We start from the raw sequence: 23,719 nt of genomic DNA on the forward strand, positions 1-23,719 counted from the left end.
GCTCGATTAATCATTTAATCAAGCGATTTTTATTTTGTAGTCAATTTACGACAGAATCATTTCGCTGTACGGAATAATCGTTGAAAAACCTTTAGCTGAAAAATAATTTTTCACATACGATGGCTCACCCACTGCAAGCACGAAATCTCCGCCCCAAGCTCCCAAGCTTTTTATTGTGCCTTCAAAATAAGGAAATTCCAAACTTTTAACAGTAGGAATGTCGAGAAACTCAGCTAAGATTTCTTCGTGTTGTTCCAATAAATAACAAAATTCTTTTTCGGAAGGAAATCGTAAAAGCTCTTCGGTAATTTCCGTAAGTTGAGAGCAGAGTTTTGCTTTACCTTTCTTGATGATTCTGTAATGAGCAATACCTTCTTTACTATTTTGTTTTTTATTTAAATGTATGAAAAATAGTTTGTTACTAAAAGGAAGGTTGAAATTTACAGGATAAGTTTTTGGTTTTCCTTCGTCTAACTTGTACAAAATGGGAGTGTTGTGTTTTGCACAGGCGATATCGTATCCGCTTCCTCCAAAACTTCTGAATAACAACTCAAACGGACAAACTCCCGCCCATTGTGCGATGTTGTTAATCAGCGTGGAAGAAGAGCCCAATCCCCAATTCCGTTCAAATTCCAAATGCGTTTCAACCAAACAATTATTCATTTTTTCTGAAAACGAAGGATTCATTTCGCTCGCTACATTCAAAATTTTCTTTAAAGTATCAACAATTGGAATAAATTTGTCATTATTCGTTTTCAAGTTTTGGGTTTCGAACCAAATTTTATTGTGAACGTCGTAGCTTTTCCAAGTAAAATCGTCTTTTTGCGGGATGATGTTTAATGTTTGTCCTTGTTTTGTGGGCAAGGCGAGGCTCAAAGCTCCGTCCAAAACGGCATATTCACCTGTAATTAAAAGCTTTCCGTTACTGCGATATGTTTCCATTTTTTAGAGAATTTTGTTGATTTGAAGTTCTCAAACTTTTTAAAATTGCGATTTTTTTGTACTTTTGTTGCCTTGTATTCCACAAATATATAAAATACACGGAATATAATACTTTTTAAAGCTATGTATTGTGCTTCTTTTTATTTAATAAATTGATTATTAATTAGGAAGAAAGTAGTGAAAAATGCGTTTTTATGAAAGATAATTTGATAAAAGTAGGAATCTCCATTGGTGATATGAATGGAGTGGGATTGGAAATAATTCTCAAAACATTTGAAGATTCAAAAATGTTGGAGTTGTGCACGCCAATTATTTTTGCGTCGAACAAAACGGTTTCTTTTCAGCGTAAACATTTCGATATAAATACGAATTTTCAAGGGATTGACAAAATTGAAAGTACAATTCCTGGGAAACTTAATGTGCTGAATTGCTGGAAAGAATCACCAAATGTAACCTTTGGGCAAGTCACAGAAGATGGAGGAAAATATGCTTTTATTTCTTTGAAAAAATCCGTTGAAGCCTTAAAAGAAGGCTTGATAGATGTGTTGGTGACAGCTCCAATCAACAAAAATAATATTCAGTCAGAGGAATTTAGCTTCCCCGGGCATACGGATTATTTGGCTAAAGAATTGGAGGGACAAAGTTTGATGTTTATGGTAAGCGAGGGGCTTAGAGTAGGGCTTTTTACCGACCACGTTCCGCTTAAAGATGTTAGTTCGCATATTACAGAAAATTTGATTTTCAGTAAAATACGCTTGATGAATGAATCACTCCGAAAAGATTTCTGTTTGCAACGTCCTAAAATTGCCGTATTGGGGCTTAATCCTCATTGTGGCGATGGGGGGGTGATTGGCTCGGAAGACGATGAGATTATTCGTCCTGCGTTGAGAAAATTATTTGATGAAGGTGTTTTGGTTTTTGGACCATTTTCTGCTGATAGTTTTTTTGCTACAAAAAATTATTGTAATTACGATGCGGTAATAGCGCCTTATCACGACCAAGGACTGATTCCTTTTAAAACGCTATCTTTCGGGAATGGAGTGAATTACACGGCAGGACTTAGCAAAGTACGTACCTCGCCCGACCACGGAACAGCATACGAGATTGCCGGTAAAGGAATTGCCGATGCCGATTCGTTCCGACACGCAGTTTTTATGGCAATAGACGTTTTTAAAAACAGACTTGAATATGATTCATTGACCGAAAATCCTCTAAAAACAAAAGTTTTAGAAGCAGAAAAATAATATATTGATTTTTTTGTTCATAAAACTGAAAAACACGACTCAACTGTCGTGTTTTTCAGTTTTGATGTCAATTGTATTGGAAAATAGGCTCGAAATAACGTCTTTTCTTACTTTACCAAGAAATAATTTTCAATTTTTACTCCATCTACTTTTATTTCTTTTAATTCAGCAACAGGACAACAACCGTTGCGACTAACCATTTCTCCTTCCACTTCTATTTTATACGTTTTTGAAGCGTTTTTAAGATAAAGAGTTTCTTTCTTACCTGTATAAATGTCATTTTTATAATCAAGATGAGTTCCCACAGAAAGGTATTTTTCCTGTAAGAGTAAATAAATCTGTTCTACTGTGTATTCTTTCTTTACATTACCATTCAAGCGGTATAAAGAAACGTTTTTTGTGTCAAACTTACCTTCTGAATTCAAAAATTCTTTGTAGGATTCGGAATTTTTGTTTATGTATAAGTTAAAAACGGGAGGGGGAGAACAACATTCATTGCTTTCTTCGCGACAGGCTAACGCTATCAGAGATAAACCTAAAAATAAAACTTTTTTCATAACGATGTTCTTTTAGTGAATATTTTTATTGTACAGTTTTCGAATAAAAATTAGTTAGATATAAATTTTTATGAATTATTTCACTTTCCATCTTTTCCTGAATTCTATAAACTTATTTGCGTTTCAAAATGAAAAACAAAAAGTTGGACATTTTATTGTTCTTGAAATGTGAAATAGCTATAAATGATTTGATTACAAAGGTGTGAAAAGAAAATGAAGAAATCAAGAAAAATAAAAAAATTAACATTTCTGAATTAAGTAAGTTTTTAGCTTGTGGATGTGGGTTTTAAGAATTTAGATACAATGATGGCTTTATTTTTATATTGTTATTAAAAGATTGATTATGTGTGTTTTATGAAAAATAATAAATTAGACTTAAAAAAAACGTTGTAAAAATTTTCTTAATTACAATTGAAAATGTAAATTTGCCGAATTAAGAAAAATATTGTATTGTACTTTTATTAAAACATAATGATAACAAGGAACATAATTCAACATTTCGTTTTATCTTTATTATTTTTTCTGCCTTTTCAAGGATTTTCTGCTGAAACTAAGGAAGGGGAAGCTTTCGATCCTGTAGGGATGATTATGCATCACATTGGTGATTCGCACGAATTTCATATCTATGGTGCGGGAGAGTCTTCGGTTTCATTGCCACTTCCGGTTATTCTTTGGACGGAAAACGGGTTAGTAACGTTTATGTCAAGTGAGTTTCATCACGATAATGAAGGTAAAGTGGTGGTTGAGCGTGACGGAATGAAATTCGCTCGTTTTCACGAAGAAATTTTCTATACAGATGCTGACGGGACGCTTAGTTTTGATGAAAGTGGTCACGTGACTAACAATCGTCCGTGGAATTTTTCAATTACAAAGAACGTACTTTCACTAATTATTGTTTCGCTGTTATTGTTGGCGGTTTTTATCCCAATGGCAAATTCTTACAAAAAGAATCAAAGAGCTCCAAAAGGCGTTGCTGCTTTTTTAGAGCCGATAGTTCTTTTTGTGCGTGACGATATTGCTATTCCTCAAATAGGAGAGAAGAAACACACTCGTTATATGCCGTATTTATTGACGATTTTCTTCTTGATTTGGTTCGGAAATCTTTTTGGATTGATTCCTTTCTTCCCATTTGCAAGTACTTTAACTAATGACATATTGTTTACCGGTTTCTTGGCGGTAGTAACGTTTTTAATAACATTGTTCAGCAGTAATAAGAATTATTGGAAACATATTTTTGCTACTCCCGGCGTTCCGGTTTGGTTATCGCCAATTATGATTCCTGTTGAGATTTTGGGAATGTTCACAAAGCCATTTGCGTTGATGGTGCGTTTGTTTGCTAATATTACAGCGGGTCACATCATTATTTTGAGTTTGGTGTCTTTGATTTTTATATTCAAAACTCTTGCGGTGTCGCCAGTTTCTATTGCTTTTGCTTTATTTATCAATGTATTGGAATTGTTGGTGGCAGTTTTACAAGCTTATGTGTTTACCTTGTTGTCGGCTTTGTTTATAGGTCAGGCAGTTGAAGAGGAGCATCATTAATAGTTACACAATTTGAAGATTTTTTATAATTATATTTTTTATTAACACTTAATTTTTTTATTATGACTTTAGCTTTAGGAGGAATTGGGGCTGCTATTGCAGCTTTAGCAGCAGGTTTCGGTATTGGTAAAATTGGAGCAGCCGCAATGGAAGGTATTGCTCGTCAGCCAGAAGCAGCTTCAAAAATTCAAACAGCTATGATTATCGCTGCCGCTCTTATCGAGGGTGTTGCCCTTTTTGCTGTGGTAGTTGCGTTAATCGCGAAGTAATTAAAATCAAAAATCATCTTGCAACGGTTGGTTGCAAGGTGGTTTTTATGTAAAAAAAGAAATCTAATCACTAAATAAATATTTTTTAAATAATGAACTTTACACATCCTGAAAGTCTCTTGTTTTGGGCAACTTTGATTTTTATCGTTTTGCTCTTTTTGTTGTCAAAATTCGCTTGGAAACCAATTCTTTCAGCAGTTAAACAACGTGAGGATTCTATCAACAATGCGTTGGAAGCTGCGGAAGAGGCTCGTAAGCAAATGGCTAACTTGAAAGCCGATAACGAGCGTTTGCTTGCGGAGGCACGTGCAGAGAGAGATGCTATGCTAAAAGAAGCAAAGGAATTGAAAGACAAAATCGTTGCTGAAGCAAAAGATGAGGCTCAAAAAGAAGGTCAAAAGTTAATCGAACAAGCCAGACAAGCTATTGATTCTGAGAAGAAAGTAGCTGTAGCTCAGTTGAAAGACCAAGTAGCTTCTCTGTCTATTGAAATTGCTGAAAAAGTAATGAAAAGTGAGCTTTCTGACCAGAAAAAGCAAACTGCCCTGATTGATGAGTATTTAAAAGGAGCTACTTTAAATTAAGAAACTATGTACGGATTTAGAGCAGCTAACAGATACGCGAAAGCACTTCTGGAATATTCTTTACAGCAAAATTCTGTTGAAAGAGTATTTCAGGATATGACATTGATTCACAAAACGATAAATGCAAATAAGGAGTTGAGCCATCTTTTGGATTCTCCTATTGTGAAAACCATTGTGAAGAAAAATGTTTTGGAAAAAATCTTTGTGGATATATCTCCTGAAGTACGCAGATTGTTCAAATTATTGATTGAAAACAGACGTTTGCCTATTCTAAACCAAATTGCTCAAAAGTTTATAATTCAGTACAATGAGCATAAAAATAACAAAACGGCAATCGTGACAACCGCAGTTCCTCTTACTGAAAGTATGAGAAACGAGGTGCTTCGTAAGATTGAGAGTTTGACACAAAATAGAAATATTACTCTTGAAAATAAGGTAGATGAAAGCATTATTGGGGGATTTATTCTTCGTATAGGAGATATTCAATACAATGCGAGCGTTTCCTACAAATTGAACAAACTAAAACAAGATTTTCAGGAGAAACTTTTTGTTTAATTGCAGTATTTCGCAATTAACATTACTAAAAAAATGATTTTTTATTATTAAAAGATATAACTTTAAGAAATGGCAGAAATTAAAGCCGCTGAAATTTCAGCAATTTTAAAAGAACAATTAGCTAATTTTGATGCAACTGCTTCTTTAGAGGAAGTGGGAACCGTGTTGCAAGTAGGAGATGGTATTGCCCGTATCTTCGGATTGTCAAATGCACAGTACGGAGAGTTGGTGAAATTTGATAACGGACTGAAAGGTATTGTGTTGAACCTTGAAGAAGACAACGTAGGTATCACCTTGTTAGGACCTTCAACAGATATCAAAGAAGGAGATACAGTTAAAAGAACAGGATTAATCGCTTCAATTAATGTAGGAGATGGCATTGTTGGGCGTGTTGTAAATACATTGGGGCAACCTATTGACGGTAAAGGACCTATCACAGGGCAATTGTACGAAATGCCTTTAGAGCGTAAAGCACCTGGGGTTATCTTCCGCCAGCCGGTAAATGAGCCATTGCAAACAGGTATCAAATCGGTGGATGCAATGATTCCTATCGGACGCGGACAACGTGAGTTGGTTATCGGTGACCGTCAAACTGGAAAAACTACAGTTTGTATCGATACCATTTTGAATCAAAAAGAATTCTATGATGCAGGGAAACCTGTGTACTGTATATATGTTGCTATCGGGCAGAAAGCTTCAACGGTAGCTGCGATTACCAAAACTTTGGAAGATCACGGAGCGTTGGCTTACACTACCATCGTAGCGGCAAATGCTTCTGACCCGGCACCAATGCAGGTGTATGCACCTTTTGCGGGAGCAGCCATCGGGGAGTATTTCCGAGATACGGGTCGTCCGGCTTTGATTATTTATGATGACTTGTCAAAACAAGCGGTAGCTTATCGTGAGGTGTCTTTGTTACTTAGAAGGCCACCAGGGCGTGAGGCTTATCCTGGGGACGTATTCTACTTGCATTCTCGTTTGCTTGAAAGAGCTGCTAAAGTAATCGCTGACGATAAAATTGCACAAGGAATGAACGACTTGCCAGACAGTATCAAACATTTGGTAAAAGGAGGAGGATCACTTACAGCCTTGCCAATCATTGAAACTCAAGCAGGTGACGTTTCGGCGTATATCCCAACAAACGTAATTTCAATTACTGACGGACAGATTTTCTTGGAGTCAGATTTGTTTAACTCAGGGGTACGTCCGGCGATTAACGTAGGTATTTCGGTATCACGTGTGGGAGGTTCAGCTCAGATTAAATCAATGAAAAAAGTTGCGGGAACGTTAAAACTTGACCAAGCACAATATCGTGAGTTGGAGGCTTTTGCTAAATTCGGTTCAGATTTGGACGCGGCTACGATGAACGTTATCGAAAAAGGGAAGCGTAACGTAGAGATTTTGAAACAATCACAAAACGACCCATATACTGTTGAAAACCAAATTGCAATTATTTACGTAGGTTCTAAAAACTTGCTTCGTCAAGTGCCTGTAAATAAGGTAAAAGAATTTGAAAAAGAGTATTTGGAATTCTTGAACTTGCAACATCGTGATGTTTTGGATGAGTTGAAAGCAGGTCAGTTTAACGATAAAATAACAGGTACTTTAGAGAAAGTAGCTAAAGAAATTGCTGAGAGATTCTCAAAATAATTAGAAAACAAATTTTGCATTATTAAAAAATGGCAAATTTAAAAGAAATACGAAGCAGGATTTCATCGGTAAGTTCTACGATGCAAATTACGGGAGCGATGAAAATGGTATCGGCGGCAAAACTTAAAAAAGCCCAAGATGCTATTTTGGCGATGAAACCTTATGCTTACAAATTAAAACAATTGTTGGAACAACTTAGCTCAGCCTTAGGAAATGACAGCGTGTATAATGAACGTCCTGAGGAAGTTAAGAATATTTTGATTGTTCCAATTACTTCAAACAGAGGTTTGTGCGGTGCGTTCAATGCAAATATTGTAAAAAAGGCAATGGAGCTTGAATCAGGAGTGTACAGAAATATGAATGTCAAATTTTATACCGTGGGTAAAAAAGGAAATGATATACTTAAAAAAACGGATAAAATATACAGACACGAAACGCATATTTTTGATAGTCTGACTTTTACAGCTGCTTCTGAGTTGGCTTCCGAGTTAATGGAATTGTACACTTCCAAGCAGTTTGACAAAATTGTATTGGTTTACAACAGTTTCAAAAATGCAGCCACACAGATTATTACAGAAGAAACATTCTTGCCAATTCAATCAGTTGCCGAGGCAGAAGAAAGTGCAATGATTGATTATATTTACGAACCTTCAAAAGAGGAAATTGTAAAAGAATTGATTCCGAGGTCATTGAAAATGCAGATTTTTAAAGCGTTGCGTGATTCAGTGGCATCTGAACACGGAGCACGAATGACGGCTATGCACAAAGCAACTGACAATGCCAATGAACTTAAAAATCAACTCAAATTGACTTATAACAAGGCTCGTCAGGCGGCTATCACGGGCGAAATTTTAGAAATTGTGGGTGGTGCCGAAGCTTTGAGCTGATTTTAAGTAAATGGCTGAAAATAGTTTATTTGTTTAAAATTTATATTAAGAAAAGGGAATGTTTTTCAAAAATGTTCCCTTTTTTTATGAAGTAAATTTTTTGGAAAAACTAAAGTTTTTATGAGTTAAATCGTTTTGGACTCGAGTAATTTTGAAAACATTGCCAAAGCTTTGATTTTCTCTTTCCTTTTTTCACTTTTTTTGTCTAACTTTGTCGCTTAAATTCATAAATCAATGATACATTTCTTTAAAAATCCGAAACAGAATTTATATGCGGTGCAAACCACCGAAAACTTGTCTGAGCAAACAATTTCTAAACTAAATTGGCTTTTTGGTGGAGCTGAAAAAATTGACCAACAGGCACTTAACGGATTCTTTGTGGGGCCTCGTGCAGCGATGATTACTCCGTGGAGTACTAACGCGGTGGAAATTACGCAAAATATGGATATTCAAGGAATTATCCGAATAGAAGAGTTTTCCGAAGTGGCAGAAGAATTCACTGATTTTGACCCAATGCTCTTCCAAAAATATAACGAACTTAATCAGAATATTTTTACTATAAATATCACTCCGGAGCCTGTTCTGGAAATTGATGATATAGAAGGCTATAACCAAAAAGAAGGTTTGGCTTTGAGTGCGGAAGAAGTGACTTATTTAGAGAATCTTTCTAAAAAATCAGGAAGAAAACTTACTGATTCTGAGGTTTTTGGGTTTTCTCAAATAAATTCGGAACACTGTCGCCATAAGATTTTTAACGGAACTTTTATCATTGATGGAGAAGAGAAACCAAGCTCACTCTTTAAACTTATCAAGAAAACTTCTGAAACAAATCCCAACGAAATTGTATCTGCTTACAAAGATAATGTTGCTTTTATTCAAGGTCCTGTGGTAGAGCAATTTGCTCCAAAAACTTCGGACAAGCCTGACTTTTTTGAAACTAAGAAATTTGAATCTGTTATTTCGCTCAAAGCAGAAACACATAATTTTCCGACAACGGTTGAGCCTTTCAACGGAGCTGCTACGGGTTCGGGAGGTGAAATTCGCGACCGATTGGCAGGCGGACAAGGTTCGTTACCGCTCGCAGGAACAGCCGTTTATATGACGTCTTATTCTCGTTTGGAAGAAAATCGCCCTTGGGAAAAAGCAATGGACGAACGCAAGTGGCTGTATCAAACCCCGATGGATATTCTCATCAAAGCTTCAAACGGAGCTTCTGATTTTGGGAATAAATTCGGACAACCACTCATCGCGGGTTCTCTCTTAACCTTTGAACACGAGGAAGATGCGAAAAAGTTAGGCTTCGATAAGGTAATTATGTTGGCTGGTGGTATAGGTTATGGAAAGAAATCGCAGGCTCTAAAACATAAACCAAAAGAAGGGGATAAAATCGTAATTTTAGGTGGAGAAAATTATCGTATTGGTATGGGTGGAGCCGCTGTTTCAAGTGCCGATACGGGAGCGTTTGGTTCTGGAATTGAGCTAAACGCGATTCAGCGTTCCAATCCTGAAATGCAAAAACGAGCTGCCAACGCCATCAGAGCGATGGTGGAAGCCGATGAAAATCCGATTGTTTCCATTCACGACCACGGAGCCGGAGGGCATTTGAACTGTCTGTCCGAGCTAATCGAAGAAACGGGCGGAAAAATCGATTTGGATAAACTTCCTGTGGGCGACCCAACGCTTTCCGACAAGGAAATCATCGGAAATGAATCGCAAGAGCGAATGGGATTAGTTATTGGAAAACAACATATTGAAAAATTGCAAACCATAGCCGAACGTGAACGAAGCCCGATGTATGAGGTGGGGGAAGTAACTTCGGACAAGCGTTTTTCAATTATTTCTGAGAAGAAAAACACCAAACCATTGGATTTGAACCTTTCAGATATGTTTGGAAGTTCTCCAAAAACAATTATGGAAGATGCTTCTGTATCAAATACTTATGAAGATTTAACGTATTATCAAAGCAACATAAAGTCATATTTGGAGCAGGTGCTTCAATTGGAGGCTGTGGCTTGTAAAGACTGGCTTACTAACAAAGTTGACCGATGCGTGGGCGGACGCGTAGCAAAACAACAATGTGCAGGAGCTTTACAGTTACCGCTTAATAATGTGGGAGTTATGGCATTGGACTACCAAGGCAAAGAGGGAATTGCAACAACCATTGGGCATTCACCACTTACGGCACTTATTGACCCTGTGGCAGGAAGCCGAAACGCCATTGCAGAGGCTTTGTCCAACATCGTGTGGGCACCGCTGAAAAACGGAATTAAAGGCGTTTCATTATCAGCCAATTGGATGTGGGCTTGTAAGAATAAAGGAGAAGACGCTCGTTTGTATGAGGCTGTGAAAGGTTGTTCGGATTTCGCTATTGAACTGGGAATCAATATCCCAACAGGAAAAGATTCACTTTCAATGAAGCAGAAGTATCCTAATGGAGATGTAATCGCTCCCGGAACTGTAATCATTTCATCTGTTGCGAATTGCACCGACATCACCAAAGTAGTAGAACCCGTTTTGAAACGAAACGGTGGTGCGATTTACTACATCAATCTGTCGCAAGATGAATTCAAATTGGGAGGTTCTTCTTTTGCTCAAATTTTAAACAAAATCGGAAAAGAAGCTCCGACTATCAAAGATGCTGAATACTTCAAAAAGGCATTTAATGCGATTCAACATCTTGTAAATCAAGGACAAATACAAGCAGGGCACGATATCGGAAGTGGAGGATTGATTACTACTTTGTTGGAGATGTGTTTTGCTGAAAATGATTTGGGAGCTGATTTTGATTTTTCAGCTTTAAAAGAGGAAGACACAGCAAAATTATTATTTAACGAAAATATTGGTGTTGTTTTTCAGGCAAATACAGAAGCGGAAAACTATCTGAAATCAGAAGGAATTGAGGTTTTCAAAATTGGAGCGGTAACAAATTCTGATATTCTGAATGTTAAGAATTTTGACACAGAATTGTCGTTTAATATTTCGGAATTGCGTGATATTTGGTATTTAACGTCTTATTTGTTGGATAAAAAGCAAACCAAAAACGATAAAGCAACGGAAAGATATCAAAATTACTCCGAACAACCGCTTGAGTTTGTGTTTCCGAAGCATTTTACAGGTGAAAAACCGACTTTTTCAACCGAAAATCGACCAAAAGCAGCCGTAATTCGCGAAAAAGGAAGTAATTCGGAGCGAGAAATGGCAAATGCGATGTATTTGGCAGGTTTTGACGTGAAAGATGTGCATATGACCGACCTTATTTCGGGAAGAGAAACGTTGGAAGATGTACAGTTCATCGGAGCAGTGGGAGGATTTTCAAATTCGGACGTGTTGGGAAGTGCCAAAGGCTGGGCGGGAGCTTTCCTTTATAACGAAAAAGCAAAAACGGCTTTGGAGAATTTCTTCAAAAGAGAAGATACGCTTTCGGTAGGGATATGTAATGGTTGTCAGTTATTTATGGAGTTGGAAGTGATTAATCCTGAACACGAAACACACGGAAAAATGTTACACAATGATAGCGGAAAACACGAAAGTGGGTTTACTTCGGTAACTGTTCAAAAAAATAATTCAGTGATGCTTTCTTCATTGGAAGGAACAACATTAGGTGTTTGGATTTCTCACGGAGAAGGAAAATTCCGTTTGCCGATGGCTGAAAATGAATATAATATCGTTGCAAAATACGCTTATGAAGGCTATCCTGCCAATCCGAATGGCTCGGATTACAACACAGCGATGCTTTGCGACAAAACGGGTCGCCATTTGGTAACGATGCCGCACATTGAACGTTCTGTTTTTCAGTGGAATTGGGCAAACTATCCCGAAAATCGCCGCGATGAGGTTTCCCCTTGGGTAGAGGCCTTTGTCAATGCCAGAAAATGGATAGAGGAAAAACAAGGAAAATAGTTAAAAATACGATTATTTAGAGGTTGTTTTTCTTGTTTAGATGAACAAACAATAAAATTTTAACAAATAACTTATTAAAATATCCGTTAAAATTTACGGATTTAATTCCTTAATTTTATCCAAAAACGATGGTAAAAACAAATATTAGGTAATAATTTTTTGTTAAAGTAGTAGGTCAAACGCACGAAATTTAATATTTTTGTTTTTATGGATTTAGTGAGTTATTTTTCTGACATTGAGGATTTTCGTATGGTGAACAAATGCAATCATCTTCTTTCTGACATACTTCTCATTGGGCTTTTCACCTATTTGAGCAACGGCGAAGACTACGAAGATATGGTATTATTTGCTGAAAATCACCCTGATTTTGTGCGTGAATATTGTAAGCTTCCCAACGGAGTACCCTCCCACGATACCTTTAATCGAGTTTTTAGTTCGCTGGATACTAGCGTTTTAAACAAATGCTTAATGGATTGTGGTAAAGCCATTTTGGACACGCTTGGCGAAAAACAAATTTGCATTGATGGTAAAAAGATTAAAGGTGTAAATCCTAGAAGTCGTGGAAATACAGGGCTTTACATTGTAAATGCTTGGGTGAGCGAAAACGAACTTTGCATCGGACAGAAAAAAGTAGCAGACAAATCCAATGAAATAACGGCTATTCCTGAAATCATCAATAGTTTAGATATTGAAAATGCGGTAGTTAGCATTGATGCGATGGGCTGTCAGAAAGAAATAGCATCTGTAATTATGGCGAAAAAAGGGCATTATTTACTGTCTTTAAAATCGAATCAATCAGAATTATTTGAGGATGTGGTCTGCGGATTTAAAGCCAGGTCAAGTGATTGTTTTTCAGAAGAATGGGAATATTCTTCGTCTCGATTTGAAACTCGTAAATGCCGTATTTTACAAGCGAAAGATGTGTTGCTTGATGAAAATTTATCGGTTTGGGCGGGGTTGAAAACCCTGATTCAAATTGAATCTGAAAGGCATTTAGGTGCTGATATTCAGAAAGAAACGAGGTATTACATCAGCAGTGAAGAGGGCTTATCTGCGGATTATTTCAATGAATTAGTTCGTGGGCATTGGGGGATTGAGAATAAATTGCATTGGCATTTGGATGTAACATTTCGGGAGGATTCGTGCCGAGCCAGAGCAGGATTTTCGGCTGAAAACCTATCTGCTCTGCGGAAATTAGCCTTACAAATGATTAAAAATCAAAAAGATAAATTAAGCTTAAAGAAACGAAGACTCAAAGCCGCCTACAATACAGATTACTTAAAAGATATTATCCAAAATTTTTCATGCGTTTGACCTATTAAAGTAGGGATAAGGTATTGTATTATGAAAATTATTCGTACCTTTGCAGTGCAATGAGGGTGGTAGCTCATTGTAAAACTTCAAATAATAGTTTTCATAATTTAAAGTTTTGGTTGGTTAATGGAAAAGTCCGATAGTTTTATCGGGCTTTTTTTATTTTAGAATGTAATATTCGTAATATTTGGCATAATGCTTGCATTGCCACAAGTCGGATAATTACAAAATCGGATAAATGTATGAAGCGAATAGTGATTTTTTTCTTCTTCTTGGCTTTTGTTTGGAATGTACAAGGGCAGGAACTACCTTTTAAAGGTGGCGAATGGTTGAAATTCAAGGTGAAATACGGAATATTTAATACGAGTGAGGCTACTTTGCATCTGAAAGAAGTGAACTATGGTGGGGAAAGAGTGTTTCACGCGGTGGGAAAAGGTTCTACAACTGGGTTGGCTCGAGTATTTTTTAAGGTAGATGATACTTACGAGAGTTATTTCGGGATAAAAGATGACGCTCCTCGCCATTTTATACGAGATATTTATGAAGGAGGCTACACTAAACATCTGAAAATGTACTTCAATCATAATACCCAAAAGGCAAAAATCGATAACATTGAAACGGGAACTTCTACGGAAATTGGAGTGCCAATGGGAATTCAGGATGTGATTTCCGGATTTTATTCTCTTCGCCATCGTCCTGAAATAGATAGTATTCAGAAAGGACAAGAAGTGGAAATGGATATGATTTTTGACGATGATGAAATATTCAAATTCAAATTGAGATACTTAGGAAAAGAGAGAATTAAAACCAAATTCGGTTCTGTCAATACAATGATTTTTAGGCCTTTGGTGCAAGATGGACGTGTCTTTAAAGAACAAGAAAGTTTAACTCTTTGGATTACAGATGATAAAAATAAAATTCCTGTTAGGGTGAAAGCAAGTCTTCGGGTAGGTTCGTTGGTTGCCGATTTGGACGGGTTTAATGGTTTGAAATATCCGACAGAACTTAAAAATAATTAGTAAATGACTTAAAATCAAGTGTGAAGATATATAAATATGTCAAAACACTTGATTTTATCATTTTTTATTCCGACTTTTGACGGATTTTAGGTTTGAAATGTAAGAGTGAGTAATCTCATCAGGAATTAAGATTGCTTGCAGAATTAAAATATTGAAAAAATGTTATTAAAAGAAGATTTTAAAAAAGGTGTTTTTTTCCTTTTGGCAACGCCTCTCTTCTGGAGTTGTGACGGATTGATAACAAAACTAAAGGAAGAGAAGAAGGAAGAAAAAGAGAAAACGGTTGTGGTTGAAGAGCCCAAAAAAGAACCTGTTTTTGAGTTTGGCTTCAACTTAGATGAGTACAACATTGTCAAGGATACAGTAAAGTCAGGGGATACTTTCGGTAAGATATTGGCATCTAATAATGTAGGAGCTTCTGAAATTCACGAAATTTCTACCAAGATGAAAGAAGTGCTTGATTCCAGAATGTTAAGAGCCGGGAAGGCATACGCTCTGCTTTTCGATAAGAAAAACCCTTCAAAACCACATAGTTTCGTATATCAGCCTTCACTTACGGAATATGTGGTTGTAAAAATGTCTGATTCCATTTATGCTTACAGCGAGCAGCGCAAAATAACGATTGTGGAACGAGAAAAGGCTGGTTTTATTAAAAATAGCTTAATTGAGTCGGCGTTGGATGTGGGAATGAGTTACAATGTGGCGTTCAACCTTTCTCAAATTTTTGATTATACGATTGACTTTTTCCATTTGCAGGAAGGCGACAATTTTAAAATTATATATGAAGAACGTTATGTAGATGATACCATTTACGCAGGCGTAGCTAATGTGAAAGCGGCTTATTTTGAACATAAAGGAAAGCCGTATTATGCATTTAATTACGTAACAGATTCTGTTTCAGGTAAAAAAGGATTTTACGATGAAAAAGGAAATACGATGAAGCGAATGTTTCTGAAGGCTCCTTTGGAAATATTTCGAATAACTTCCCGATTTGGAATGCGTTATCATCCTGTGTTACATCGTATGAAAAATCACTTCGGAACGGATTATGCGGCACCTCACGGAACACCTATTCGGGCTACGGCAGCAGGAACGGTCATAGAAGCCGGATATAACGGAGGGAATGGTAATTATGTGAAAATCAAGCATAATGCGACCTATACGACACAATATTTGCATATGTCCAAAATTTTGGTGAAAAAAGGACAACACGTTCCACAAGGTCATATAATTGGTAAAGTTGGGAGTACAGGACTTGCCACCGGACCTCACGTTTGTTATCGTTTTTGGAAAAATGGCAAACAAGTTGATCCTTTGAAAGAAAAAATGCCTGAGTCCATCCCGATTGATGAGAAATTGAAAGAGAGATATTTGCAAGATATCGCTTCGGTAAAACAGCAATTAGACGCCCTGAAAGCAGTTCCGATTGAGGAGGAAACTCAAGAGAAAGAAAACGAAATAGATTTGAAAGTGGAACAACAAACACTTTCACAGTTGTAAAAATATTGCATATTCAAAAAATTGAAAACGAAATGATTGTAAAAAGATGAAACTTTGCCGGAGCTTCTCAAGCTTTAGCAAGGTTTTTTCTGTTATCTAAGTTATTGAAAATTAATAGTTGAAGACTAAATTTATTGAGATATGTTAAAAAATATAAATCCCACAGAAACAAAAACTTGGGCAGAATTAAAAAAACATTTTGAAAGTGTAAAAAATGTGCATACACAAACACTTTTTGAAAAAGACCCAGAGCGTGCTGAAAAATTTTCAATCGAATGGAATGATTTCTTTGTAGATTATTCTAAAAATAGGGTTGATGAAAAAACGATGGAATTATTATTGCAATTGGCAGAGGAAAGCCAGTTGAAAGATGCCATTGAAAAATATTTCACCGGAGGCCTTATCAACGCTACTGAAAATAGGGCTGTATTGCACACTGCTCTTCGTGCTGACGAAAATAGTACGGTTTTGGTAGAAGGAAAGAATGTACTTCCTGAAATTAAAGAGGTTAAGCAAAAAATCAAATTATTTTCCGAAGAAGTTATTTCAGGAAAACGAAAAGGTTTTACAGGCAAAACATTCACAGATGTAGTAAACATAGGAATAGGAGGTTCGGATTTGGGACCTGCAATGGTTACAGAGGCTCTGAAATTCTATAAAAATCATCTTAATATTCACTTTGTAAGCAACGTTGATGGCGACCACGTGATGGAAACTATCAAGCATTTGAATCCTGAAACTACTTTGTTTGTGATTGTTTCTAAAACGTTTACAACTCAAGAAACACTTACTAATGCTTTGACAATCAAGGATTGGTTTTTGAAATCGGCTTCAGAAAAAGATATTGCAAAACACTTTGTGGCAGTTTCTACTAATTTGAAAAAAATCGATGAATTTGGAATAGATTCTGACAACGTATTCCCGATGTGGGATTGGGTTGGCGGTCGCTTCTCATTGTGGAGTGCAGTTGGGTTATCAATTGCTTTATCAGTAGGTTATGATAATTTTAATAAACTACTGAAAGGAGCCAACCAAATGGATAAACACTTCCGAACTGCGGAGTTTAAAAACAACATTCCTGTTGTGATAGCTTTGCTAAGTGTTTGGTATAATAACTTCTATGGTGCAGAGAGTCAGGCTATTATTCCTTATACTCAGTATTTGCACCGTCTTTCTGCATATCTACAACAAGGTATTATGGAAAGCAACGGAAAACAGATTGACCGTAATGGAAAACCTGTGAGCTACCAAACAGGAACTATCATTTGGGGAGAACCAGGGACAAATTCACAACACGCTTTCTTTCAGCTAATTCATCAAGGAACGAAGTTAATCCCAACAGATTTCATTGGTTACAAGCACTCTTTGTACGGAAATACAGACCATCATAACAAATTGATGGCTAACTTTTTCGCTCAAACAGAAGCTCTTTTGAAAGGTAAATCAGAAGCCGAAGTACGAGCAGAAATGGGTGATAAAGTAAATGAAGCTTTGGTTCCGTTTAAAGTTTTTGAGGGAAATCGACCAACAACGACCTTCTTGATAGAAAAACTTACGCCTGAAAGTTTGGGAGCTTTGATTGCAATGTACGAGCATAAAATTTTTGTGGAAGGTGTGATTTGGGATATTTTCAGTTATGACCAATGGGGTGTAGAACTTGGTAAACAATTGGCAAATAACATCTTAAAAGATATTGATTCTGCTGAAATATCCAAACACGATGGTTCAACAACAGGTTTACTGAAAAGGTTTAAAAAATAAGATTTGAAAAGTTAAGGGAACAAATACTGTTTTTTAATTCTTTATAAAATGATACATATAAAAACATTAGAAGAAATTGAACTAATGAGGGAGAGTGCCCAAGTAGTTTCACGAACATTGGGCTTGCTCGCAAAGGAAATAAAACCGGGAATAACAACCTTACAGTTAGATAAAATAGCTGAAGAATATATCCGAAGCCAAGATGCCATTCCGGGTTTCTTGGGGTTGTATAAATTTCCTAATACGCTGTGTGTTAGTCCAAATGCTCAAGTTGTTCACGGAATTCCTAATAATATCCCTCTGCAGGAAGGAGACATAGTTTCTGTGGATTGCGGGGCGTTAAAAAACGGATTTTACGGCGATCACGCTTATACTTTTGAAGTGGGAGAGGTGTCTCCTGAGGTAAAAAAATTGTTACAAGTAACAAAAGAATCTCTTTACATAGGTATTCGTGAATTCAAGGTAGGAAATCGTGTGGGAGACGTGGGCTATGCCATTCAAAACTATTGCGAAAATCACGGATATGGCGTGGTTCGTGAATTAGTAGGACACGGTCTTGGCAGAAAAATGCACGAAGATCCTGAAATGCCAAACTACGGAAAAAGAGGAAGCGGAAAGAAGTTTAAAGAAGGAATGGTAGTTGCCATTGAACCTATGATTAATTTGGGAACTCACAGAATCAAACAGTTAAAAGATGGTTGGACGATACTCACCGCCGATGGGAAGCCTTCCGCTCATTTTGAACACGATGTAGCTATCGTAAACGGAAAGCCTAAATTACTTTCTACCTTCAAATATATTTATGAAGCTTTGGGAATTGAAAGTGACGAGGATGCTGAATTTCAATAGATAAAAAAACGCAAAATGAATTTCATTTTGCGTTTTTTGTTTTCATTAATTTCTATCGATAAAGAGTGAAATGCCCTGTGTACGTTCGTCTGTCCTTAGCCTCATTGAATTGCAGATGATACCAATAATCGCCACTTGGTAAGTTAGCTCCGTTGAATGTTCCGTCCCAAGAATCTCTGGAAGTCAATGTTTTAAGTTTTCTTCCCATTCGGTCATAAATATCAATTTTCATACGTGAATAACCTTGGGCATTTTTAATTTGCCAAGTGTCGTTAATTCCATCTCCATCAGGCGTGAAATAATTTGGGATTTTTATATCGTGGAAAATTTCTTCCAAAACTTCTTCGATAACGCAACCCAAGCTATCTTCAACGCGTACTCTAATTTTCTTAACTTCTTGTCCATTGCTGTTCACATAACCTTCGTCAAATGAGCGAAGATAATACGTGTCAGAAGATTGATGAACGTCATTAAAATAGAAATAATAATTGCCACTGCCTCCGCTTACTGAAATTTTAATAGCAGAAAGTAAGGAATTATCTCTGATTTGTGTAATTTTCAGAGGATTTATATTTTGAAAATCAATTGTTTGTGTAAAAGTACAATTGTTGTAAAATACTGAAATTTGGTTGCTTCCATTAGGTAGATTTTTAGGATAAAGCAAAGCGGTTCTTCCTTGAATTTTATCAAAAGGAAGCTTAGTTGTTTCATTATTAAAGCTATAACTAACCTCTGACAAATCTAAATTTGCATCTTCAAAAGCTAATGTGAGTTGTGATATTGAGGTGTTGTTGATACACAATAATTCGTTTGATGCATTGAGTTTCAAAGAAATAGCTTCTTTTACGGAGAAATTGTACGTATTTTCACAAATTCCTGAATCATTGATAGTTAGGGTATAGTCAGCTGGGGCGAGATTGGCAAATGAAACCTCAATGTTTTCACCGATGTTGTTCAAAGTTTCAGTTGTATTGGTTTTGTTATTTTTCAGAACAGCTGTGTAGGGAAATTTTCCGTCAAAAATTTTAAAGCTAATGCTACCATCATTTTGATTTTCACAACTTTCGTTATGAATCTGAACAATTTGTAATTGTTGTTCAAATTTTCGGATATTAATATTTTCGATTTTGATTACACAATCTTGCTCCAATCTCATTTTTTTGCGAACAAAAACTGAATAAATTCCTGGTTCATTTATTTGAAAATCAGCTGATTCTTGATATGTTGGTTGTGCTGATGAATTTTGTAATTGAATAGCGTATTCGTAATCAGAACTTGCGTTTTGTACGGAGATTTTCCCATTTGCACAATAAATATCTTCTTTTGAAATAGTTGGGTTAATGGGTGATATGTGCACACGGAAAAAATAATTAGCCTTACAACCATCTTGGAAGCTCAAGTTTAATTTGTAAATTCCTTCTTCTGTTATTGAAAAAGTTTTTGAATTTGATATATTTTGCCACATATTGTCGTTAGGCGGACAAGTTTCTTCCAAAGCAAATTTCTGATTACCAGTGTGTTTTTGCAAATTAACCGTGGCAACATTAGCAATGGACGTTAAATCAATTGATTTTGAAGTTCCCATTCCACAAAGAAATATTTGAGGGAAAGTTCTGTGTGTTTCCGAGCAAGTAAAACTAACTCCAGAATGAGCAATTAGCGGATTTGCTTTTTGCAGGTTGATGAAAGCCTCAGATTCTTCAACAGCGAAATTATAAGTGCTAGGGCAATCATCTGAATCATTGACTGTTAGAGTGTAATCTCCCAAAGATAAATCTGTGAAAGAATACTCTGTGTTTTCAGCAATGTTGTTTAATGTTTCGGCTACATTGGTTTTGTTATTTCTTAAAATAGCTTTGTAAGGAGTTTGCCCGTCAAAAACTTTGAAAGAAATTCCGTGAACTTGCTCAGCACAAGGACTTTGAGTTTTTGTAACTTGGAGTTGTTGGTCAAATTTTTCAACATTGATGTTGTCAATTCTGATTACACAATCTTGTTCCAATCTTAGTTTTTTACGAACAAAAACAGAATAGATTCCCGCTGTTTCTATCTCAAAATCAGGACTTTGTTGATATACAGGAGGTTCAGTTGTTCCTTGTATCTCAATAGCATATTCGTAATCGGAACTTGCATTTTGCACGGAAATTTTCCCATTTTTGCAGTAAATGTCTTCCTTTGAGATAGTTGGATTAATGGGCGATGTGTGTACACGGAAATAATATGTTGCCAAACAACCATTTTGGAAAGTCAGATTTAACTTGTAAATTCCTTCTTCAGTTAGTGAAAAGGTTTTGGAAGTTGATATACTTTGCCACATATTGTCGTTAGGCGGACAGGTTTCTTCCAAAGCAAGCGATTGTGTACCAGCGTATTTTTCCACATTAACCGTAGCGACATCGGGGATTGAGTTTAAATCAACTGATTTTGAAGCTCCTGCTCCGCATAGAAATATTTGAGGGAAAGTTCTTTGTGTTTCTGCACAGGTAAAAGTAACTTCGGAATAAGGAATAAGTGGATTAGTGTCCTGACGTTGTACCGTTGAAACATTATAAATTTCCTGTCTATCAACACAATTGTTGGTATGTTTGATTAAAGTATATCTTCCTGATGCAGATATAATTACAGTTTGGTTTGTGCTGATAATATTTCCCGTATTGTCTTTCCACTCATATTTGTCAAAACCAGCCTGAGCCGTTAACACCAGATTTTCTCCGCAAAGTAGTTCAATATTTTCCGGAATCACGCAAGGAGTTAAATCAGCATAAAAAACAGTATCTTCTAAAATACCAATATTACAATTATCAATTGATGAAAAACTTCCATTGTCATTGATAATTGATTGATTAAGAGTTCCTTTATATGTGGATTTTGCCTTGCTTATGATTTTTTCAGAACAAGGAGCCTCGAAATCGGAACAATTGGGACTTAATTTTACGGCAAATCGGATTTTATGTTTTTCTCCACCTTTTTTGACCAACTCATTAGGAATTCTGAAAGTAATTTCACTTCCGTTAGCAGAATTATTTACCGAATGCGTAATGCCACTTCCAGCAGGAATTTCAAAAGGAATACTGGTATCTAAAGTTACGTTTTTGGGGAGAAAGTCTTTGATTTGGTAATCAACGACGTCGTCATTTCCAACGTTTTGAAATTCAAGTCCATAATAAACAGTTGAGCCAAGAGGAATAGTTTTGTTATTCAAAATGTTTCCTGCAGCATCTTCGGCAGTTTTTAACAAATTCATCTTTGGTTCGATGACTTCCACCTCAAAAGCACTGAAAAAGATGTTGTAAAGGTCTCCCGTTGAGTGAGCTCTGAAGGAGGCATCTTCTTGGTCATTTTGTATAATGGAGTTGTCTTTATTTGGAACAGAAAACAGGTCAATATCCCAACCTAAAGTATTGGTTGATGCCGGGCGTCTGTTTGTTATTTGATGTTCACCTTCACTTATCGAACTATTGAAGAAATTATTTGCCAGATTTATGGAATTAAAGAGGTCTTCATAAGAACCATCTGGTTTTAAAATGGATAGCTTGTCCCCTGGAATATCTTTATCTCCTTCAAGAGCCATCACTCCAAAACGAGCATTTACGGGAAGTGGCGAGGGTAGGGTTTTGAATCCGGAAAAGGAAAAATCAACTTTTTCTCCTTTTGTAATTCTGGCGTATCCATCAAAAGTCGTAATGTTTTTGTTGCTTTTGTCGGGGTCTTCGTAAATGATAACAAGTGACCAACCTGCTGATACTCCACCACTAACTTCCCAAGCTTCTGTTGTTTGGGTGGCTTTTACATTTGCCACAACATATTCACCGGTTGGGTTTGTGTTGGAAAGTAATTCTGTAATATCCTTGTAACAAATGTAAGAATCTCTGCCTTGCTGTATGTTTAAAGGATAGCCATCATAAATGAACGTATCAGCTTCTATGTCAATGTAATTCGTTTGAGAAGGAATTTTTATTTTGATATTCCTTCGGTTGGGGTCGTTTTGTAAATATACACCTCCCCAATACAAACCGGCATATTTTATTTTGGAACAGGTAGGATTATCAAAAGTCAATGTAGCAGCACTTGAACTGAAGGTATTTTCATCATTGTCAATATCTACGTATTTCATCGGTAGTAAATCATTCATACCCCAATCATTATTATGATTTTCATTGGCAGGATGTTTGTTTAGTATTTGATTTCCAATCATCCTCAAGCCACCTTTTAGGTTTTCTTTTTGTCGAATTTGAAATGGAATGTGTACTTGTGAAAAAACTCCTACATAAGAAAGAAGTAAAAAAGTAAGAAAAATTAATTTTTTCATTTGAAGTATTATATGATTGCTTTAAAAAGTTGTGCAAAGGTACAAAATATTTACGATATGATAAAAAAGCACAATTTTTCAAAGAGAACTCAATCAAAGTTCTCCTTCCTCAGAAACTCAATCATATTTTTTAAGATGAAGAAAAATTATTTTGAATTGTTTTCCTTTTTCCTGCTCCTTCGCTCATCGATTATTTTACTCAGATTTATCTCAAAGGCAGGAGCTTGATAGTCCAATTCGTCGTTAGCAAAAGCACGATGTAAGATTTCTTCTATCAGTAAATCTTCATTGTTTTCGGCAGGATTGTACTCTGTTTTAAGGGAAATATCATACAGCCAAGCGGTGCTGTTATACATAAAAGCACTCCATCCGTTGCGTAAATCTTTAACCAATTGATAGGCAGTTCTTCCCGTTTGCCGGTGTATAAGTTTTACTAAAATTCGTCCTTGCGAGCGTGAAAGTTTCTTGAGTTCGGCTGTGAATCGGTCTTCAATGTACTTTTGCATTCGCTTGGTATATAGTTTTTTAGCTCGTTTGTTACGCATTGTATCCATCGTTTGCTCCATAATTTCCAAACGGTCAGCGGCAAGCTTGGCATAAGGATAAACTTTTTTAACTCGGCTACGCAAAATCAGATATTGCTTGCGAGCTTCCTCACTGACAAACTTCCGTTCCTTTCCAAACACAACAACTTCAGGAAGCCGAATTGTATCAATGAACTGAAAATTCTCACCTTGATAAAGAGTATCGGTTTGAGCGAAAGCAAGAGAGCAACAAATGATTGTAAAAAAAGTCAAAAAAAGTGATTTCATCCAAAAAGCTTAATTTTTCCGAAAA

At 36.3% G+C, this 23,719-nt stretch carries 17 protein-coding genes; 13 read left to right on the plus strand and 4 right to left on the minus strand.

The features are described 5' to 3' along the window. Window positions 1–45 precede the first annotated feature (45 nt). Complete coding sequence (locus CGC58_RS07835; protein ID WP_095896223.1) at window positions 46–942, minus strand: GYDIA family GHMP kinase; 897 nt, start codon at window positions 940–942, stop codon at window positions 46–48. A 194-nt stretch (window positions 943–1,136) separates the two neighbouring features. Here CGC58_RS07835 and pdxA point away from each other — a divergent pair, with 194 nt between their 5' ends. Continuing rightward, on the plus strand, window positions 1,137–2,186 hold the full coding sequence (gene pdxA, locus CGC58_RS07840; RefSeq protein WP_095896224.1) for a 4-hydroxythreonine-4-phosphate dehydrogenase PdxA: 1,050 nt from the start codon (window positions 1,137–1,139) through the stop codon (window positions 2,184–2,186). A gap of 107 nt (window positions 2,187–2,293) precedes the next feature. Here pdxA and CGC58_RS07845 read toward each other — a convergent pair whose 3' ends face one another. Continuing rightward, a complete protein-coding gene (locus tag CGC58_RS07845; protein ID WP_095896225.1) occupies window positions 2,294–2,743 on the minus strand; it encodes a hypothetical protein in 450 nt (149 codons plus the stop codon). Between the two features lie 471 nt (window positions 2,744–3,214). Here CGC58_RS07845 and atpB point away from each other — a divergent pair, with 471 nt between their 5' ends. From atpB to map, 12 genes are all read left to right on the plus strand, one after another. Then, entirely contained in the window at window positions 3,215–4,285 is a 1,071-nt protein-coding gene (gene atpB, locus CGC58_RS07850; RefSeq protein WP_095896226.1) for a F0F1 ATP synthase subunit A, read from the plus strand. 62 nt (window positions 4,286–4,347) lie between these two features. Next, a complete protein-coding gene (atpE, locus tag CGC58_RS07855; protein WP_018280211.1) occupies window positions 4,348–4,554 on the plus strand; it encodes an ATP synthase F0 subunit C in 207 nt (68 codons plus the stop codon). A 92-nt stretch (window positions 4,555–4,646) separates the two neighbouring features. Further along, window positions 4,647–5,138: a F0F1 ATP synthase subunit B gene (locus tag CGC58_RS07860; RefSeq protein ID WP_095896227.1), complete on the plus strand. Its 492-nt coding sequence runs from the start codon at window positions 4,647–4,649 to the stop codon at window positions 5,136–5,138. Between the two features lie 6 nt (window positions 5,139–5,144). Further along, window positions 5,145–5,693: an ATP synthase F1 subunit delta gene (gene atpH, locus CGC58_RS07865; protein WP_095896228.1), complete on the plus strand. Its 549-nt coding sequence runs from the start codon at window positions 5,145–5,147 to the stop codon at window positions 5,691–5,693. Window positions 5,694–5,762: 69 nt separating this feature from the next. Beyond that, entirely contained in the window at window positions 5,763–7,343 is a 1,581-nt protein-coding gene (gene atpA / locus CGC58_RS07870; RefSeq protein ID WP_095896229.1) for a F0F1 ATP synthase subunit alpha, read from the plus strand. Window positions 7,344–7,372: 29 nt separating this feature from the next. Continuing rightward, on the plus strand, window positions 7,373–8,230 hold the full coding sequence (gene atpG / locus CGC58_RS07875; RefSeq protein WP_095896230.1) for an ATP synthase F1 subunit gamma: 858 nt from the start codon (window positions 7,373–7,375) through the stop codon (window positions 8,228–8,230). Between the two features lie 234 nt (window positions 8,231–8,464). Further along, a complete protein-coding gene (gene purL / locus CGC58_RS07880) occupies window positions 8,465–12,130 on the plus strand; it encodes a phosphoribosylformylglycinamidine synthase (RefSeq protein WP_095896231.1) in 3,666 nt (1,221 codons plus the stop codon). 207 nt (window positions 12,131–12,337) lie between these two features. Further along, a complete protein-coding gene (locus CGC58_RS07885; protein ID WP_095895210.1) occupies window positions 12,338–13,444 on the plus strand; it encodes an ISAs1 family transposase in 1,107 nt (368 codons plus the stop codon). Between the two features lie 242 nt (window positions 13,445–13,686). Next, window positions 13,687–14,463, plus strand: a complete 777-nt coding sequence (locus CGC58_RS07890; protein ID WP_095896232.1) for a DUF3108 domain-containing protein — start codon at window positions 13,687–13,689, stop codon at window positions 14,461–14,463. Between the two features lie 159 nt (window positions 14,464–14,622). Continuing rightward, window positions 14,623–15,963: a M23 family metallopeptidase gene (locus CGC58_RS07895; protein WP_095896233.1), complete on the plus strand. Its 1,341-nt coding sequence runs from the start codon at window positions 14,623–14,625 to the stop codon at window positions 15,961–15,963. 141 nt (window positions 15,964–16,104) lie between these two features. After that, on the plus strand, window positions 16,105–17,724 hold the full coding sequence (gene pgi, locus CGC58_RS07900) for a glucose-6-phosphate isomerase (RefSeq protein ID WP_095896234.1): 1,620 nt from the start codon (window positions 16,105–16,107) through the stop codon (window positions 17,722–17,724). Between the two features lie 48 nt (window positions 17,725–17,772). Beyond that, window positions 17,773–18,573 carry a type I methionyl aminopeptidase gene (gene map, locus CGC58_RS07905; RefSeq protein WP_095896235.1) on the plus strand — a complete coding sequence of 267 codons (801 nt, stop codon included), beginning with the start codon at window positions 17,773–17,775 and terminating at the stop codon, window positions 18,571–18,573. 52 nt (window positions 18,574–18,625) lie between these two features. Here the strand turns inward: map and CGC58_RS07910 are convergent, their stop codons facing one another. Both CGC58_RS07910 and CGC58_RS07915 read right to left on the minus strand, forming a co-directional pair. Then, window positions 18,626–22,882: a T9SS type B sorting domain-containing protein gene (locus tag CGC58_RS07910; RefSeq protein WP_095896236.1), complete on the minus strand. Its 4,257-nt coding sequence runs from the start codon at window positions 22,880–22,882 to the stop codon at window positions 18,626–18,628. 146 nt (window positions 22,883–23,028) lie between these two features. Beyond that, window positions 23,029–23,694 carry a DUF4294 domain-containing protein gene (locus CGC58_RS07915; protein ID WP_095896237.1) on the minus strand — a complete coding sequence of 222 codons (666 nt, stop codon included), beginning with the start codon at window positions 23,692–23,694 and terminating at the stop codon, window positions 23,029–23,031. Between the last annotated feature and the right edge of the window lie 25 nt (window positions 23,695–23,719).

Origin of the sequence: Capnocytophaga stomatis, from assembly GCF_002302635.1 — a bacterium.
In the GTDB taxonomy this organism is placed as follows: Bacteria; Bacteroidota; Bacteroidia; order Flavobacteriales; family Flavobacteriaceae; genus Capnocytophaga; species Capnocytophaga stomatis.